The 16,397-nt window shown below is 45.5% G+C and carries 15 protein-coding genes and 1 riboswitch; of the genes, 8 read left to right on the top strand and 7 right to left on the bottom strand.

All coding sequences use genetic code 11. The features are described from left to right. Window positions 1–200: 200 nt before the first annotated feature. A complete protein-coding gene (locus AB4407_RS18460; RefSeq protein ID WP_017080845.1) occupies window positions 201–635 on the top strand; it encodes an Hsp20 family protein in 435 nt (144 codons plus the stop codon). A gap of 127 nt (window positions 636–762) precedes the next feature. Here AB4407_RS18460 and AB4407_RS18465 read toward each other — a convergent pair whose 3' ends face one another. From AB4407_RS18465 to glyQ, 3 genes are all read right to left on the bottom strand, one after another. Further along, window positions 763–2,016 (bottom strand): valine--pyruvate transaminase, encoded by a 1,254-nt coding sequence (locus AB4407_RS18465; RefSeq protein WP_372121570.1) that lies wholly within the window; start codon window positions 2,014–2,016, stop codon window positions 763–765. Between the two features lie 257 nt (window positions 2,017–2,273). After that, entirely contained in the window at window positions 2,274–4,340 is a 2,067-nt protein-coding gene (gene glyS / locus AB4407_RS18470) for a glycine--tRNA ligase subunit beta (protein WP_372121571.1), read from the bottom strand. A 6-nt stretch (window positions 4,341–4,346) separates the two neighbouring features. Next, complete coding sequence (gene glyQ, locus AB4407_RS18475; RefSeq protein ID WP_372121572.1) at window positions 4,347–5,273, bottom strand: glycine--tRNA ligase subunit alpha; 927 nt, start codon at window positions 5,271–5,273, stop codon at window positions 4,347–4,349. Between the two features lie 210 nt (window positions 5,274–5,483). Then, a riboswitch (yybP-ykoY riboswitch) is annotated at window positions 5,484–5,659 on the top strand. A 34-nt stretch (window positions 5,660–5,693) separates the two neighbouring features. On the opposite strand from glyQ, the gene AB4407_RS18480 reads away from it, so the two are divergent. Both AB4407_RS18480 and AB4407_RS18485 read left to right on the top strand, forming a co-directional pair. Further along, window positions 5,694–6,248, top strand: coding sequence for a TMEM165/GDT1 family protein (locus tag AB4407_RS18480; protein WP_017058817.1), 555 nt, complete (start codon window positions 5,694–5,696; stop codon window positions 6,246–6,248). A 151-nt stretch (window positions 6,249–6,399) separates the two neighbouring features. Further along, the gene (locus AB4407_RS18485; protein ID WP_009848161.1) at window positions 6,400–6,654 is read left to right on the top strand and encodes a hypothetical protein; all 255 of its coding nucleotides are present in this window, start codon (window positions 6,400–6,402) and stop codon (window positions 6,652–6,654) included. Window positions 6,655–6,737: 83 nt separating this feature from the next. On the opposite strand, the gene tusA is transcribed toward AB4407_RS18485, so the two are convergent. After that, window positions 6,738–6,989: a sulfurtransferase TusA gene (gene tusA / locus AB4407_RS18490; protein WP_004736675.1), complete on the bottom strand. Its 252-nt coding sequence runs from the start codon at window positions 6,987–6,989 to the stop codon at window positions 6,738–6,740. A 149-nt stretch (window positions 6,990–7,138) separates the two neighbouring features. Here tusA and AB4407_RS18495 point away from each other — a divergent pair, with 149 nt between their 5' ends. Together AB4407_RS18495 and AB4407_RS18500 are read left to right on the top strand one after the other, a co-directional pair. Then, window positions 7,139–7,324, top strand: a complete 186-nt coding sequence (locus tag AB4407_RS18495) for a hypothetical protein (protein ID WP_004736674.1) — start codon at window positions 7,139–7,141, stop codon at window positions 7,322–7,324. Window positions 7,325–7,480: 156 nt separating this feature from the next. Further along, window positions 7,481–8,422, top strand: coding sequence for a LysR substrate-binding domain-containing protein (locus AB4407_RS18500; protein ID WP_171368709.1), 942 nt, complete (start codon window positions 7,481–7,483; stop codon window positions 8,420–8,422). A gap of 135 nt (window positions 8,423–8,557) precedes the next feature. Here AB4407_RS18500 and AB4407_RS18505 read toward each other — a convergent pair whose 3' ends face one another. From AB4407_RS18505 to fadB, 3 genes are all read right to left on the bottom strand, one after another. Further along, window positions 8,558–9,538: an MDR family oxidoreductase gene (locus tag AB4407_RS18505; RefSeq protein ID WP_372121573.1), complete on the bottom strand. Its 981-nt coding sequence runs from the start codon at window positions 9,536–9,538 to the stop codon at window positions 8,558–8,560. A gap of 240 nt (window positions 9,539–9,778) precedes the next feature. Beyond that, on the bottom strand, window positions 9,779–10,942 hold the full coding sequence (gene fadA, locus AB4407_RS18510; protein WP_017058821.1) for an acetyl-CoA C-acyltransferase FadA: 1,164 nt from the start codon (window positions 10,940–10,942) through the stop codon (window positions 9,779–9,781). Window positions 10,943–10,968: 26 nt separating this feature from the next. Continuing rightward, the gene (fadB, locus tag AB4407_RS18515; RefSeq protein WP_372121574.1) at window positions 10,969–13,140 is read right to left on the bottom strand and encodes a fatty acid oxidation complex subunit alpha FadB; all 2,172 of its coding nucleotides are present in this window, start codon (window positions 13,138–13,140) and stop codon (window positions 10,969–10,971) included. A 227-nt stretch (window positions 13,141–13,367) separates the two neighbouring features. Here fadB and AB4407_RS18520 point away from each other — a divergent pair, with 227 nt between their 5' ends. Genes AB4407_RS18520 through hemG form a run of 3 tightly spaced genes read left to right on the top strand, consistent with a single transcriptional unit; the run spans window position 13,368 to window position 16,020 of the window. Next, a complete protein-coding gene (locus tag AB4407_RS18520) occupies window positions 13,368–13,991 on the top strand; it encodes a YigZ family protein (RefSeq protein WP_372121575.1) in 624 nt (207 codons plus the stop codon). Window positions 13,992–14,025: 34 nt separating this feature from the next. Next, window positions 14,026–15,483, top strand: coding sequence for a TrkH family potassium uptake protein (locus AB4407_RS18525; protein ID WP_012602960.1), 1,458 nt, complete (start codon window positions 14,026–14,028; stop codon window positions 15,481–15,483). Window positions 15,484–15,492: 9 nt separating this feature from the next. Continuing rightward, entirely contained in the window at window positions 15,493–16,020 is a 528-nt protein-coding gene (gene hemG / locus AB4407_RS18530) for a menaquinone-dependent protoporphyrinogen IX dehydrogenase (RefSeq protein WP_372121576.1), read from the top strand. Window positions 16,021–16,397 lie beyond the last annotated feature (377 nt).

Genomic DNA, 16,397 nt, shown 5'->3' on the forward strand with positions numbered 1-16,397 from the left:
CGAAGTATCGCTCGATTGAGGATAACTTTCGCAGCACACAACTTAAAAATTGATTCATTGTCATGTCCCAGTGTTGTCGCCAACAAAGGTGAAACCCGAGGAATGCGAATTGAATCTCTTAGCTGTTTACTGGATCATACACAGGTTCGATCTAAGTAAAATTCACGGCTAAGACTATTGCTTACTAAAAGGATAGCATTATGAGAACTGTAGATTTCACTCCACTTTACCGCAACGCAATCGGCTTCGATCGTCTATTCAACATGATGGAAGCGAACACATCGAAGAACACTTCTGGCGGTTACCCTCCATACAACATCGAGCAAAAAGACGAGAACAATTACCGTATCACTATGGCGGTTGCTGGCTTTGCAGATGATCAATTAGATCTGACTCAGAAAGAGAACATGCTAATTGTGAAAGGAGAGCGTAAAGCAGAAGCTGAGAAAACCTTCGTATACCAAGGTATCGCAGAGCGTGACTTCGAGCGCAAATTCCAGCTGGCAGACTACGTAAAAGTGGTCGGTGCGAGCATGGAAAATGGTCTTCTTCACATCGACCTAGAACGCGAAATCCCTGAAGCGATGCAACCACGTAAGATTGCTATTAATGGTAATAGCCTACTAGAAGGTTAATTGCTGTTAGCTCCTTAGAGCTAAAAATTATCGGGAAGTAAAAGTGAAAGAGCACCAGTACCTTGAAGAAGGTCGGTGCTCTTTTTATTTGTCCTTCTAACGTCATTCCATACCGAGTAGGGAATATCTATTTGCTTTCGCTGTAAGCCTTTTTCACTTCTTCAGCAATAACGTTAATGCCTTTCTGCATCGCTTCATCATCTTGCACGTAGTTCATACGCAAGCACTGATGAGCATGATCCCACTCGTCTTCTTGACCTATAAAGAAGTACTCTCCCGGAACAATCAATACGCCGCGAGCTTTCAAGCGGTCGTAAAGTTCCATGGTGGTGATCGGCAGTTCATCAAACCATAACCACAAGAAGATAGCACCTTCAGGCTTGTGGATACGGAAGCGTGGGTCATCGATAGCTTGCTGTAACAACTCAACCGCGCGCAAAGATTTCTCTTTGTAGAAAGGCTTAATTACTTCGCTGCTTAAACGCAGTAGGTCACCGTTCTCAATCATGTGGTTAGCAATTGCAGGGCCAACGCTGCTTGGCGCTAGGCTAATAATGCCATTCATGTTAGTCAGCGCTTGTGTGACCTCTTCGCTCGCAATCACGATACCGCAACGTACACCCGGCAGGCCAAGTTTAGATAGGCTCATGCACAGAATGGTATTTTCATTCCAGAACGGTTCCACATCTTCAAAGATGATGTTTGGAAACGGTAGGCCATAGGCATTATCGATCAGTAGCGGGATGTTGTTTTCACGCGCCAGTTTATCCAGTTTACGCACCTCTTCGTCGGTCAGTACGTTACCGGTTGGGTTGGTTGGGCGAGAAGCACAGATAGCGGCAACCGAGTCATCAACCTTGAGCTGTTCAAAATCGACGTGGTATTTGAACTGTCTGTTTTCAAGCAGCTCGATCTCTGGGTGGTAAGAGATAAAAATATCGTCATCAATGCCCGCATCGCCGTAGCCGATGTATTCTGGTGCGATCGGCAACAATATCTTCTTGTGAGAACCGTCTGGCTGTTGACCCGCTAACAGGTTGAATAGGTAAAAGAAGCCACTCTGACTGCCATTAGTCAGGCTGATGTTCTTTTCGCTGATGTCCCAACCATAAGTTTCTTTTAGCATCGCCGCTAACGACTTAATGAAGCTGTCTTTGCCCTGCGGACCATCGTAGTTGGCGAGGGCGGCGATGAGTTCTCCACTGGCAAGCATGTCGGCACTGGCTTGGTTAAAGTAATCGAGCATGGCTGGGATAGCGGCTGGGTTACCACCACCGAGCATTATTGCACCAGGAGTGCGCAGGCCATCATTCAAATCATCCATTAAACGAGTGATTCCAGAGTATCGATTAAACTTTTCACCAAACTTTGAGAATTGCATTGCTTCGTATACCTAATTCATTGTGATTATTATTCGTAGATTATGATCAATCTTATGAACCCGAGCGTGGCGGGTTACAGTGGGTAATCTTTGAACATACCGCAATGTTTTTGCGGCGCAAAGCACGAATTGCCCTCACACGAAAAAAACTCAACAATGCTTGGTTTACAAAAACAAAAAGGGAAGCTTTCGCTTCCCTTTGGGGATTTCCCTTTGGTTGCTCAGAGTATGACTGAGAGCAACTGTCTCACTCGTGCTTATTTTTGCAGTAGAGAGATGTCAGCAATCTGTAGGAACAGGTTACGTAGGTTGTTCAGTAGCGTTAGACGGTTCTTCTTAAGCGCTTCGTCATCAGCCATAACCATTACGTTATCGAAGAATGCATCAACCGGTTCACGTAGATCAGCAAGCTTACTTAGGGCTTCTTGGTAGTTGCCTGTCGCGAATGCTGGTTCTAGTGCTTCCGTCATTACTTCAACGTTTTCAGCCAGTGCTTTCTCTGCGTCTTCTTGAAGAAGCGTTAGGTCGATTTCAGCTGGTAGCTCGCCATCGAATTTCGCAAGGATGTTACCTACACGCTTGTTCGCTGCTGCTAGTGCTTCTGCTGCTTCCAGTTCACGGAAGTGAGAAACTGCTTTAACACGTTGGTCAAAGTCAGCTGGCTTAGTTGGACGACGTGCTAGTACCGCTTGGATGATATCAACGCTGAAACCAGCATCTTGGTACCATGCACGGAAACGACCTAGCATGAAGTCGATAACGTCAGCTTCTACGTTTTCGTTAGTCAGCTTGTCGCCTAGTTGCTCTTTCGCTTTACCGATCAGATCCGTTAGGTCTAGGTTGTAGCCGTTTTCAACGATGATACGTAGTACACCTAGTGATGCACGACGTAGAGCGAATGGGTCAGAACCTTTTGGTGCTTGGCCAATACCGAAGATACCTACGATAGTGTCTAGCTTGTCTGCCATTGCAACTGCTGAAGATATACCCGTGCTTGGTAGGTCGTCACCAGCGAAACGAGGCATGTACTGCTCGTAAAGTGCTAGTGCAACTTGCTCGTCTTCACCATCGTGAGTCGCGTAGTGCATGCCCATTACACCTTGTGTATCCGTGAATTCGAATACCATAGATGTCATTAGGTCACACTTAGCCAGCAGGCCTGCGCGCTTAGATTTCTCAACGTCAGCATCGATTTGCTCAGCGATGTAGCCAGCAAGTTCTGTGATGCGGTCTGTTTTGTCTTTGATAGTACCAAGCTGCTTCTGGAAGATAGCTTGGTCTAGCTCTGGAAGACGGTCGATCAGCGGGCGCTTACGGTCTGTGTTGAAGAAGAACTCAGCATCAGCAAGACGTGGACGTACAACTTTCTCGTTACCTTCGATAACGTGACGAGGCTCTTTAGACTCGATGTTCGAAACGAAGATGAAGTTTGGCAGAAGATTTTTATCAGCGTCATACACTGGGAAGTACTTCTGGTCGCCTTTCATGGTGTAAACCAAAGCTTCAGAAGGTACTTTTAGGAACTCTTCTTCAAACTTCGCTGTAAGTACTACTGGCCATTCAACCAGAGACGTTACTTCTTCAACAAGGTCATCTTCTAGGTCAGCTTTACCGCCAACCGCTGCTGCCGCTTTTTGAGAGTCAGCAAGGATGATCGCTTTACGCGCTTCGTAATCCGCCATTACTTTACCGCGCTCTTCTAGGATCGCAGGGTATTGGTCAGCAGAATCGATTGTGAACTCTTGTTCGCCCATGAAACGGTGGCCACGGATAGTACGAGCAGATGCTACGCCTAGGATTTCGCCTTCAACAAGCTCATCACCTAGTAGTACTGTCAGTGTTTTCACTGGACGGATAAATTGAATGTCTGAGTTACCCCAGCGCATTGCTTTAGGGATTGGCAGGCCAGCTAGTGCTTTCGCAGCGATGTCCATCACCAATTCTTGAACAGGTTTGCCAGCTACTTCTTGTTTGAAAAGAAGCCACTCGCCTTTGTCTGTTTTCAGACGGTCAGCTTGCTCAACAGTAATACCGTTACCACGAGCCCAACCTTGTGCTGCTTTAGTCGCGTTGCCTTCTGCATCGAATGCTACAGAAACAGCAGGACCACGTTTCTCAACCACTTTGTCCGCTTGGCCTTCAGCCAGTGCTGTTACTTTAAGTGCTAGACGACGAGGTGCTGCGTACCACTTGATGCCTTCGTGAGAAAGCTCAGCCGTTTTAAGACCTGCTTCAAAGTTAGAAGCAAAGGCTTCTGCTAGAGAACGAAGTGCTGTTGGTGGAAGCTCTTCCGTACCCAGTTCAATTAGAAAATTCTTCGCCATGATTATTTACCTTCCTTTTTCTTCTACAGATCGGCACATTGGGAAGCCAAGCGCTTCACGTGACGCGTAGTACGCCTCAGCAACTGATTTAGTCAGGTTGCGGATACGAAGGATGTAACGTTGACGCTCTGTTACAGAGATAGCTTTGCGCGCATCAAGGATGTTGAATGCGTGACCTGCTTTTAGAATGCGCTCGTAAGCTGGAAGCGGAAGTGGCTTCTCAAGCTCAAGTAGCTCTTTACACTCTTTCTCGCACTGATCGAAGAAAGTGAATAAGAAATCTACGTCTGCGTGCTCGAAGTTGTAGGTTGATTGCTCAACTTCGTTTTGGTGGAAGATGTCACCGTAAGTCACGTTAGAACCGTCTGGTGCTACGTTCCATACTAGGTCGTAAACAGAATCTACTTCCTGGATGTACATTGCTAGACGCTCGATACCGTAAGTGATCTCACCTGTTACAGGTTTACACTCAAGGCCGCCAACCTGTTGGAAGTAAGTAAACTGTGTTACTTCCATGCCGTTTAGCCATACTTCCCAACCAAGGCCCCATGCGCCTAGTGTTGGGTTTTCCCAGTTATCTTCAACGAAGCGAATGTCGTGAACAAGTGGGTCAACACCAAGAACCTCTAGGGAGCCTAGGTACAACTCTTGGATATTGTCTGGCGATGGTTTTAGCGCTACTTGGAATTGGTAGTAGTGCTGCAGACGGTTAGGGTTTTCACCGTAACGGCCATCGGTCGGACGACGAGAAGGTTGAACGTAAGCTGTAGACATTGGCTCTGGGCCAAGTGCTCGTAGACATGTCATTGGGTGAGAGGTGCCTGCACCTACTTCCATATCTAGAGGTTGAACAATGGTACAACCGTTTTGAGCCCAGTAATCCTGCAGCGCGAGGATCATTCCCTGGAAGGTTTTGATATCGTATTTTTGCATAGTCAGGTTCGCGCGATTCTTTTAAATGAATGAGAAAAATAACCTCTGAGTATACCGAGATATTCGTAAAGCGAGTAGGGGTAATCTTGTTTAATTAGTGGTCTAAAATGTCGTTTAGTGGATTTTTTTGCCTTTAATGTTTGTTTTTCGGCACAAGTGGATATTTTGATAAGTTTGACACTTGTGTTTGAAAGCGTGGGTGATTAAAATCTCGCGGTCTTTGGGGAGTAGCTTACTTATTCATATCCTATTGAATGAGTTCGTTCGTCAACATAATTGATGCAAAATCATCATGGCGTTCGAGGCAACCACCACCTTGGTGGCGCTTAGCAAGACCTTAGACAAGCATCGTGAACCGGGATGGGGCGCGAGGTTTGTCTTTGGTTAAATATAATAATCTCCATCCCAAATGAGCATGTCGTGAGCGTTTTAGCAATTTCAATTACAACTGTCGCCTTAGCCGAGATCGGTGATAAGACTCAGTTGCTATCTCTTTTATTAGCCAGTCGATATCGCAAGCCGATACCTATCATCGCGGCTATCTTCTTTGCCACCATTGCCAATCATGCCCTTGCAGCATGGCTCGGGGTTGTGGTCGCAGATTACTTATCTCCTGAAGTCTTAAAGTGGGTGCTGGTGGTCAGTTTCATTGCGATGGCGGGGTGGATTCTGATTCCGGATAAGTTAGATGACGATGAACAGATCTCAAACCGAGGCCCGTTTGTCGCCAGTTTTATCGCTTTCTTTATTGCTGAGATCGGTGATAAAACCCAGATTGCGACCTCTATCCTAGGGGCTCAATATGCGGATGCATTAGCGTGGGTGATTCTGGGTACTACCATTGGTATGTTATTGGCGAATGTGCCTGTGGTGATCATTGGTAAACTATCGGCAGACAAGATGCCGCTTGACCTGATTCGTAAGATCACGGCCTTGTTGTTCGTTGGTTTGGCTATTGCTGCGGCTTTCTATTAATAGGTGGTATTGAGGCTAATTATACTCAATTAGTAGAGTAATGTGTTGTAGGTCATACTCTTACAGTATTGTGGGGTTTATCGAGCGAATGGACATATAACTGTCATACTTGTCATGATATTTTAATCTTGTGAGTTAAGAACACGAGGGCATGATTATGTTGACGCGTTATATGGGTATTACTCCACAAAGCCAAAGTTATCTATTTACCTTTGGTTTGGCTCTTACATTACTAGGCATGGTGTTGACGGACATGTGGCTGCCAATGGTCGCGGGTTCGATGATCATGACCGGGCTTGCGGTAGAGGCTTGGATTCGGGTCGCGCATATTATTCCGATGCGCAAAGATATCCGAGAAATTCAGCATCAGCTGGAGCATCTGCAAAACAAGTCTAGAAGCGAATAAACAAAAAGCCGCTGGTACTCTGAGTTCTATTTAAGAACATAAGGTACCAGCGGCTTTTTTGATACTTGATAGTCGGTGGGGCGCTACGCCTCCAATCCCTTTCTGATCAAATACTGGTAAGGCAACGTTTCTGTTGCTTGGCCTACCAACTGGTGATCCATGAATCGACAAAAGCTCGGAATATCTCGAGTTGTCGAAGGATCGTCAGCTTTTACCAGTAACACATCGCCATCCTGCATGTTTCTAATTGTCTTCCTGACCATCATTACTGGTTCTGGGCAACGCAGGCCTTCAGCTTCTAAAGTGTGGGTTGCCAGTTCAGGTTTGAATGTCATGGTTTGTTTCTCTATATCTATCTAACGAGTGAATAATACGTCTGCAGAAAAAATATGCAATAAGTGCTTGGCAAATGGAACCATCTCCTATAACTTAATTAACAAATTGGTAACAATTCGAGACAAAGGCAACTAGCTAAGGAGTGGCGATGTTGACAGGATTAGATAGATTAACAATTTATTCAGTTCTCTGTTTTATTTCTTTTTGTGCGTTAGTACTACGCTCATCGACAGAGACCTCTCTAATGCCAATCTTTGGCATAGTAGCAACGATTATTGGTATTTGGGTAGAGATGCGCCGTTGGCAAGGCATAGCCGAGGAGCAAGAGCACTAACCCGGATACAACAAGCAAATTCCGATACGACAACATTCCGACACTATCCCCAGATTTTCTTGGGCTTCCCCGCGTAATTGCGGGATTTTTTTTATCTAAAGCATGCTATAAACAACTTAGTGACCAATGATAATTGTATACAGCTAGGTAAGTGGCGTGGAATTAGAAGACATCTATCGTAGAGACCTGAATTTACTGGTCGCCTTAAAGGTATTGATTGAAGAGGGCAGTGTTAGTCAAGCCGCGCTTCGTCTTAACTTAAGCCAATCGGCAACCAGCCGAGTATTAGGGCGTTTAAGAGAACTACTCAATGATCCCCTGTTTACACGCCAAGGTCAGCACCTTATTCCCACAAAGAAAGCACTTGAGATCAGCCAGCGTATTGATCAGCCTTTAGAGTCATTCCGCCAACTGCTTAGCCCGAGTGATTTCGATCCTTACTATTGCAGCGAGCGTTTTCTGATCGCGACCACCGACTATGCGATGCAAACTATCCTGCCTTATGCGTTGCCGAAGATTTATGAGCAAGCACCAAATATATCTTTGGAGTTTGCACCGCTGCAGCATGAGCATTTGTTTAAGCAGCTCAGCACCGAACGTGTTGATATGGCTATTTGCCGTCCAAGTGGTAGCGTCGCACCACTACATCAAGAAGTGCTGGGGCCGGTGGGTGTATCGTGCTTGCTATCTAAGAATCACCCTTTGGCTGACAGTTCGTTAAGCCTTGAAGATTATGTTTCGCTCCCGCATGCGATGATTGCGATCAGTGATGGTGTTAAGGCTTTATTAGACAACGCGTTAGCTAATCAACAGCCTCGAAAAATGGTGTTGCGTGCTTATCATCTTGAAGCCGCATTGGCGATTGTTGATAGAATGCCGTTGGTGATCACTGTACCTGCTGATTTGGCTTATTTGGTCGCTGAGCGTTATGACTTAGTCGTCAAGCCGCTGCCATTCGAGTTTATGCCGTTTGATTACTCACTGATCTGGCACTCGCGTTGCGACTCTTCTGCTTCACAACAATGGTTGAGAAGAGTGGTCAAAGAGGAATGTGGTGAGTTGATTCAAAAACGGATTGCGGATGTCGGCTTGGGTTAGCTAAGACTTGGTTTAGATTCACTCGACCCAAATGACAAAAACGCAAAAGGGCTGATATAAATCAGCCCTTTGTTGTTTTGGGTTATCCAAGCCTAACGCTGGCGCTTAAGGTTTGATAACTTTGTGATTGAGAATCTATAGTTTAATGACTACGCGACCAGTGATTTGACCGTTAGTGATGTCTTCTGCGGCTTGAATTGCACCGTCTAAAGGCACTTCTTTGGTTGCTTGAGCGTAGAAAGATTCTGGTAGTAGCTCAGCCAGTTGCTCCCACGCTTTAATACGTTTTTCACGAGGGCACATTACTGAATCCACACCTTGTAGGCGAACGTTACGCAGAATGAATGGCATTACCGTTGTTGGTAAGTCAAAACCGCCTGCTAGACCACACATCGCAACTGCACCGTTGTAATCAATTTGAGCCAATACCTTCGCAAGCACTTTGCTGCCTACGGTATCGATAGCGCCAGCCCACAGTTGTTTCTCTAGTGGTTTCGCTGGTTCTTCTAGTTCAGCACGCTCTACAATACGTGTCGCGCCTAATGATTTAAGTAGTTCACCGTTTACAGAAGCACGGCCAGTAACTGCTGCGACTTTGTAACCCAGTTGGTTTAGTAGAGTGATAGATACACTGCCTACACCGCCACTTGCGCCTGTTACTAGGATTTCACCGTCTTCAGGTTTGATGCCTGCATCTACGATAGCTTGCACACAAAGCATCGCAGTGAAGCCCGCTGTGCCAATCGCCATTACTTTCTTAGCGTCAAGACCTGCAGGCATTGGTACTAACCAATCACCGTTTAGGCTTGCTTTCTCAGCCATGCCGCCCCAGTGACCTTCACCAACCCCCCAACCCGTTAGAACAACTTCGTCGCCCGCTTTGTAGCGTGAGTCATCAGATTGTGAAACCACACCAGAAAGGTCGATACCCGGAATCATAGGGAAGTTGCGAACAATGCGCCCTTTACCTGTAATCGCCAAACCATCTTTGTAGTTCAAAGAAGAGTAGCTAACATCAATCTTCACGTTACCTTCTGGTAATTGAGACTCTTCAATTTGAGAAACTGACGCGATAGTTTTTTTGTCTTCTTGGTTTAGTACAAGTGCTTTAAACATGATCTGCTCCGTGGAGGAATATTAGGAAACTGAAGTAACTTTAGTTGAATCATCCGAGAAAAAATAATGAAACATCAACATTGAATCTATGCGTTTTGTGCATAGATGTAAGTAGTGATTTCCTTTCGCTAAGTTCGCTGAACGAATCCATGTATTGTTGGATGTCGAGTAATAAAAAGTGCAGCTATATAAATATAGCTGCACAAAAGATTACCCTTCAAGTATTACCGTCAGTGATCGCTATGGGCGTTCAAATACCGTTGCAATACCTTGGCCTAAACCAATACACATGGTCGCTAAGCCGTATTTCACATCTTGTGCTTCCATCAGGTTGATTAGGGTCGTCGATATACGAGAACCAGAACAGCCTAGTGGGTGACCAAGAGCAATCGCACCGCCGTTAAGGTTTACTTTCTCATCAACCACATCCAGTAGACCTAGGTCTTTCGCACATGGAAGAGATTGAGCGGCAAACGCTTCGTTGAGCTCAATTACACCCATATCTTCAATGGTTAGGCCCGCACGTTTTAGTGCTTTTTGGGTTGCTGGTACTGGGCCGTAACCCATGATTGAAGGATCACAGCCAGCGATAGCCATCGACTTCACGCGAGCGCGAATCTTCAGGCCAAGTGCGTTGGCTTTCTCTTCGCTCATGATAAGCATTGCCGATGCACCATCAGACAGTGCTGATGAAGTACCTGCTGTTACCGTACCGTTTGCTGGGTCAAATACAGGACGCAGTTGGGATAGGCCTTCAACCGTGGTTTCAGGACGAATCACTTCGTCGTAGTCTAGGGTAAATAGAGAACCATCTGCTGCGTGAGCTTCGGTTGGCAGGATTTCATTTTTGAAACGACCTTCAACTGTTGCTGCCTGAGCACGAGCATGTGAGCGTGCTGCGAATGCATCTTGGTCTTCACGGCTAATACCGTGCATTTTACCTAGCATCTCAGCGGTTAGGCCCATCATACCGGCAGCTTTCGCTACGTGTTTCGACATGCCAGGGTGAAAATCAACACCGTGGTTCATTGGTACGTGGCCCATGTGCTCCACACCACCGATCAGGCAGATTTCAGCATCACCAACCATGATAGAGCGGGTTGCATCATGCAGAGCTTGCATAGATGAACCACATAAACGGTTGACCGTCACCGCACCAATCTCAATCGGTAGACCAGCAAGCAAGGCAGCGTTACGTGCAACGTTGAAGCCTTGCTCTAGCGTTTGTTGTACACAACCCCAGTAAATATCTTCAATTTCGACAGGGTTTACTTCTGGGTTGCGCTCTAAAATGCCTTTCATCAAATGTGCCGACAGATCTTCAGCACGAGTGTGACGGAAAGCTCCACCTTTGGAACGTCCCATTGGGGTACGAAGGCAATCAACAACAACTACATTTTTCATTTTGCTATTCCTTTTCCAAATGTGGGTTACAGAGAACTGGCTTGTTGGCTGTCGTAAAAGCTTTCGCCCTTCGCTGCCATATCAAGCAATAGCTGAGGAACTTGGTACATTGCACCTAAGTCTTGGTAGCCTTTCGCCATTTCAACGAAGTTACCAATGCCCACACTGTCTAAGTAGCGGAATACGCCGCCTCTGAATGGAGGGAAGCCTAAACCGTAAACCAGTGCCATATCCGCTTCTTGCGGTGTCGCGATGATGCCTTCTTCTAAACAAAGCACCACTTCGTTGATCATAGGAATCATCACACGTTGGATAATTGTTTGGTCATCAAAGTCTTGCGGCTGTTGGCATACGTCAGCCAAGATAGGAAGAATGTCTTCAGAGAAGGTCTTCTTCGGGCGACCGCGTTTGTCTACGCTGTATGTGTAGAAACCGCTGCCGTTCTTCTGACCGTATTTTTCAGCAACGTAAAGTGCGTCGATCGCATCACGACCTTCTTTACCCATACGCTCAGGGAAACCTTGTGCCATTACAGCTTGTGCGTGGTGTGCTGTGTCTAGACCCACAACGTCTAGCAAGTAAGCTGGGCCCATTGGCCAACCGAACTTACGCTCCATCACTTTATCGATCTTAGTGAAATCAGCACCGTCACGTAGCAACATGCTGAAACCGCCAAAGTAAGGGAAAAGTACACGGTTTACGAAGAAGCCTGGGCAGTCGTTAACAACGATAGGGGATTTGCCCATCTTCGCTGCGTAAGCGACTACGCGATTAATGGTTTCTTCTGAAGTACGCTCGCCACGGATGATCTCAACCAAAGGCATGCGATGTACTGGATTAAAGAAATGCATGCCACAGAAGTTTTCTGGGCGCTTCAAAGATTTCGCTAACAGGTTGATTGGAATCGTTGAGGTGTTTGATGTAAGAACTGTGTCTTCACCCACGAGACCTTCAACTTCACTCAGCACTGCTGCTTTTACTTTAGGATTTTCTACAACCGCTTCCACAATCACATCTGATTGTTCAACACCTGCATAATGCAGACTTGGAGTAATAGAAGACAGAATGCCTGCCATCTTGAATCCATCTAGGCGACCGCGTGATAAGCGTTTATTCAACAGCTTAGAAGCTTCGTTCATACCTAAATCAAGCGATGCTTGTGCGATGTCTTTCATCATCACTGGCACGCCTTTCAATGCTGACTGGTAAGCAATACCGCCGCCCATGATGCCTGCACCAAGTACGACTGCACGTTCAGTCGCTTTGTTGGCAGACTTACCCGCTTGTTTCGCTAGGCCTTTGATGTACTGGTCATTCAAGAATAAGCCGACCAATGCTTTCGCTTCTTCAGATTTCGCTAGCTTAACGAAGTGTTTACGCTCTATATCCAATGCTGCATCGCGATCGCTACGTGCTGCTTCTTCAATTGCAATCACAGAAGTAATCGGAGCTGGGTAGTGAGGCCCTGCTTTTTGAGCCACTAAGCCCTTAGCCATGGTAAAGCTCATCATCGCTTCTAGTTTGCTTAGTGAAAGCGCTGATGTTTTTTGTTTGCGGCGTAGCTGCCAATCAAGTTTCTCGTTGGCTGCCAAAGAAACCGTGTTGATCGCTGATTCTAGTAGTTGGTCGGTTTCAACAATCGCATCTAACAAGCCAACTTTAAGTGCTTCATCAGCACGACATGCTTTGCCTTGCGTGATAATTTCCATCGCGCTGTCAGCACCGATAACACGAGGTAGGCGCACACAACCGCCAAAACCAGGCATGATGCCAAGTTTGGTTTCTGGTAGACCTATGCTGGTGGTCTTGTCACCGATACGGAAATCGGTCGCTAAGACACATTCACAGCCGCCGCCAAGGGCATGGCCACGCATCATTGAAAGAGTTGGGACAGGAAGGTCTTCGAGCTTGCTGAAAATTGAATTAGCGAATCTTAACCATTCATCAAGTTCTGCTTCTGGCTTAGCAAATAGGCCAAGAAATTCAGTGATGTCTGCGCCTACGATGAACGCGTCTTTGTTTGAAGTTAAGATTAAACCACGTAATCCAGCGTGAGCATCAAGAGCATCTAACGCTTTGTCTAGTGATTCTAAAGTAGCAAGGTCGAGTTTGTTTACAGAGGCCGGTGCACAGAAGCTAAGTTCTGCAATACCATCTTGTAATTCCTTTACCTGTAAGGTGTTAGCTTGGTAAATCATTGTCTATCTCCATGACATACAATCCACGATTGTTTGAGAGAATCTTGTTATCTTTCTATTATTGTAGAATACCTGGTAAGACCAGTTATCTTAGTCTGTACCTCTGCTTGGTGAATTTCAATACATTTTTTAAACAATTGTTTAACATTGTGCGATAGCACAGATCCTCTAACCCTTATTATTCACGCGTGATACACTTCGCCGCTCTTATTAATTAAGTTAACGATATGAATGAACAGCCCTATTTAATACCGTCTGCGTCGGCTTTGTTTGAAGAAGAGATAAAGAAGAGCGTCTTCATTACTCATCTTGCTCATACTCCAAGTGTAGAAGCTGCTAAACAGTTCGTAGAACAGGTAAAAAAAGAGCATTCATCAGCGCGACATAATTGTTGGGGTTTTGTGGCGGGGCGACCTGAAGATTCAATGCTTTGGGGTTTTAGCGATGATGGTGAACCCTCTGGTACTGCGGGTAAGCCGATCTTGGCACAACTGTCTGGTTCTGGTGTGGGTGAGTTAACGGCTGTGGTGACTCGTTATTCAGGTGGAATTAAGCTTGGAACGGGTGGTTTGGTTAAGGCCTATGGTGGAGGAGTGCAACAAGCTCTCAAGCTGCTTCAAACAATCGAGAAAAAAATAACCACAAAATTACGGCTAGAGTTAGACTATGGCTTTGTGCCAATTGCGCAATCCATCATGGCTCAGCATCAAGCTGCTGAGGTCCAAGCGGATTATGGTGTTCAAGTTGAGCTTATTATTGAAATAGAGCTCCTGCAGGTAGATTCGTTTACCCAAACCATGATCAATAAAAGCGGTGCTAAGGCACTGGTAACGAAAGTCAAAGACAACTAGGAAGTGTGAAGCATTTCGCTTCGTTCAATAGCTCATGCAATTTCGCTCAATTATTCGAATCGTCGGATTATTATTAGCACTTTTTAGTGTATCAATGCTCGCACCTGCGCTCGTCGCACTTATCTATAGAGATGGTGCGGGTGTGCCATTTGTGACGACTTTCTTTGTTCTATTATTTTGTGGAGCAACTTGCTGGTTTCCAAACCGACGCTATAAACATGAATTGAAGGCGCGAGATGGCTTTCTCATTGTGGTGTTGTTCTGGACGGTAATCGGCAGTGCTGGTGCGCTGCCGTTTTTGATCGCGGATAATCCGAGCGTTTCCGTTACTGATGCCTTTTTCGAATCGTTTTCTGCATTAACAACGACAGGTGCAACCGTAATTGTTGGCCTCGATGACTTACCTAAAGCAATTCTATTTTACCGCCAATTCCTACAATGGTTTGGTGGTATGGGTATCATCGTATTGGCAGTAGCCATCCTTCCTGTTCTGGGTATCGGTGGTATGCAGCTATATCGTGCTGAAATCCCGGGTCCAGTAAAAGACAGCAAGATGACCCCGCGTATTGCTGAAACGGCAAAAGCGCTCTGGTATATCTATCTCAGCTTAACTATTGCTTGTGCGGTAGCGTTTTGGCTTGCAGGTATGAGTTTCTTTGATGCAATCAGCCACAGTTTCTCAACCATTGCTATTGGTGGCTTCTCGACTCACGATGCGAGTATGGGCTATTTCAATAGCCCTGCTATCAATATGATTACGGTCGTGTTCCTTCTTATATCTGCGTGTAACTATTCACTTCACTTTGCGGCCTTTGCTTCAGGTGGTGTGCATCCTAAATATTACTGGAAAGATCCTGAGTTCCGCGCTTTTATCTTTATTCAAGTCGTCCTGTTCTTAGTTTGTTTCTTGTTACTACTGAATCATCATTCTTACGATTCGTATTATGATGCTTTCGATCAGGCGTTGTTCCAGACAGTATCTATTTCAACAACCGCAGGCTTCACCACCACTGGTTTCTCTGAGTGGCCGTTATTCTTACCTGTGCTTCTTCTGTTCTCTTCTTTTATAGGTGGTTGTGCAGGTTCAACGGGTGGCGGTATGAAAGTCATTCGAATATTACTGCTTACTTTACAGGGTGCTCGTGAAATGAAGCGTCTTGTCCACCCGCGTGCTGTCTATACCATCAAGGTTGGTGGTTCGGCACTACCACAACGTGTCGTTGATGCGGTTTGGGGCTTCTTCTCTGCATACGCATTGGTTTTTGTGGTTTGTATGTTGGCTCTTATTGCTACGGGGATGGATGAGCTAAGCGCTTTCTCTGCTGTAGCTGCAACATTGAATAACCTTGGTCCAGGCTTAGGTGAAGTGGCAATGCACTTCGGCGATGTGAATGACAAGGCTAAATGGGTGTTGATCGTATCCATGCTGTTTGGCCGTTTAGAGATATTCACCTTATTAATTTTATTGACCCCTACGTTTTGGCGTAGCTAAGGACATATTGTGGCAAAAGCTCTATTTTTGTATTCAAGCCGTGAAGGGCAGACCAAGAAAATCTTGAACTATATAAAAGAAGAAATGAATGAGTTCGAATGTGAGCTTCAAGATCTGCACACCATTGCTAATGTCGACTTTGCTCAATACGACCGAGTTTTGATTGGCGCATCTATTCGCTATGGGCACCTTAATAAGAAGCTATATCAGTTCATTGATGCCAACCTTGCTCAGTTGCAATCAAACAAGGTTGCTTTCTTTTGCGTTAACTTAACGGCTCGTAAAGAAGACCAAGGCAAAGATACTCCTGAAGGTAGCGCTTATATTAAGAAGTTCCTTCTTAAGTCCCCGTGGCAACCTACTTTGATCGGTGTTTTTGCTGGCGCCCTCTATTACCCTCGTTATAACTGGTTCGATAAAACCATGATTCGCTTCATTATGAATATGACAGGTGGAGAAACGGATACAACCAAGGAAGTTGAGTACACAAACTGGGAAAAAGTCTCTTTATTCTCTAAGAAACTGCAAGAGATGTAAGAGAAAAGCCTACTTTTGAGGTGTTTTGTACTCTTTTTAATCGAACGAATAAAAAAACGAGAAAAATTTCAAAAAGGGCTTGCCAGTGTGATCGAAATCTCTATAATGCCACCTCGCTGACACGGGATGGCTTCGAAGCTTAGGTTTCAAAAGCGAAAACGAAACAGCAGGTCAAATTAGCCAAGCTAAGCGCTTGAAAAAAGTTTTGAAAATAGTGGTTGACACTAAAACTTAAATCGCTAAAATGGCCGTCCGATTTGAGCGAGGCTCAAAAGGAAAAGCTCTTTAACAATTTAAACCTATCAATCTGTGTGGGCACTCGTTGATGAATATCAAAACGTTATTACTTAGGTAATGACAGATTCTTCGGAATCAAA

This window comes from Vibrio sp. 10N.261.46.E11 (assembly GCF_041472735.1).
Classification (GTDB): Bacteria; Pseudomonadota; Gammaproteobacteria; order Enterobacterales; family Vibrionaceae; genus Vibrio.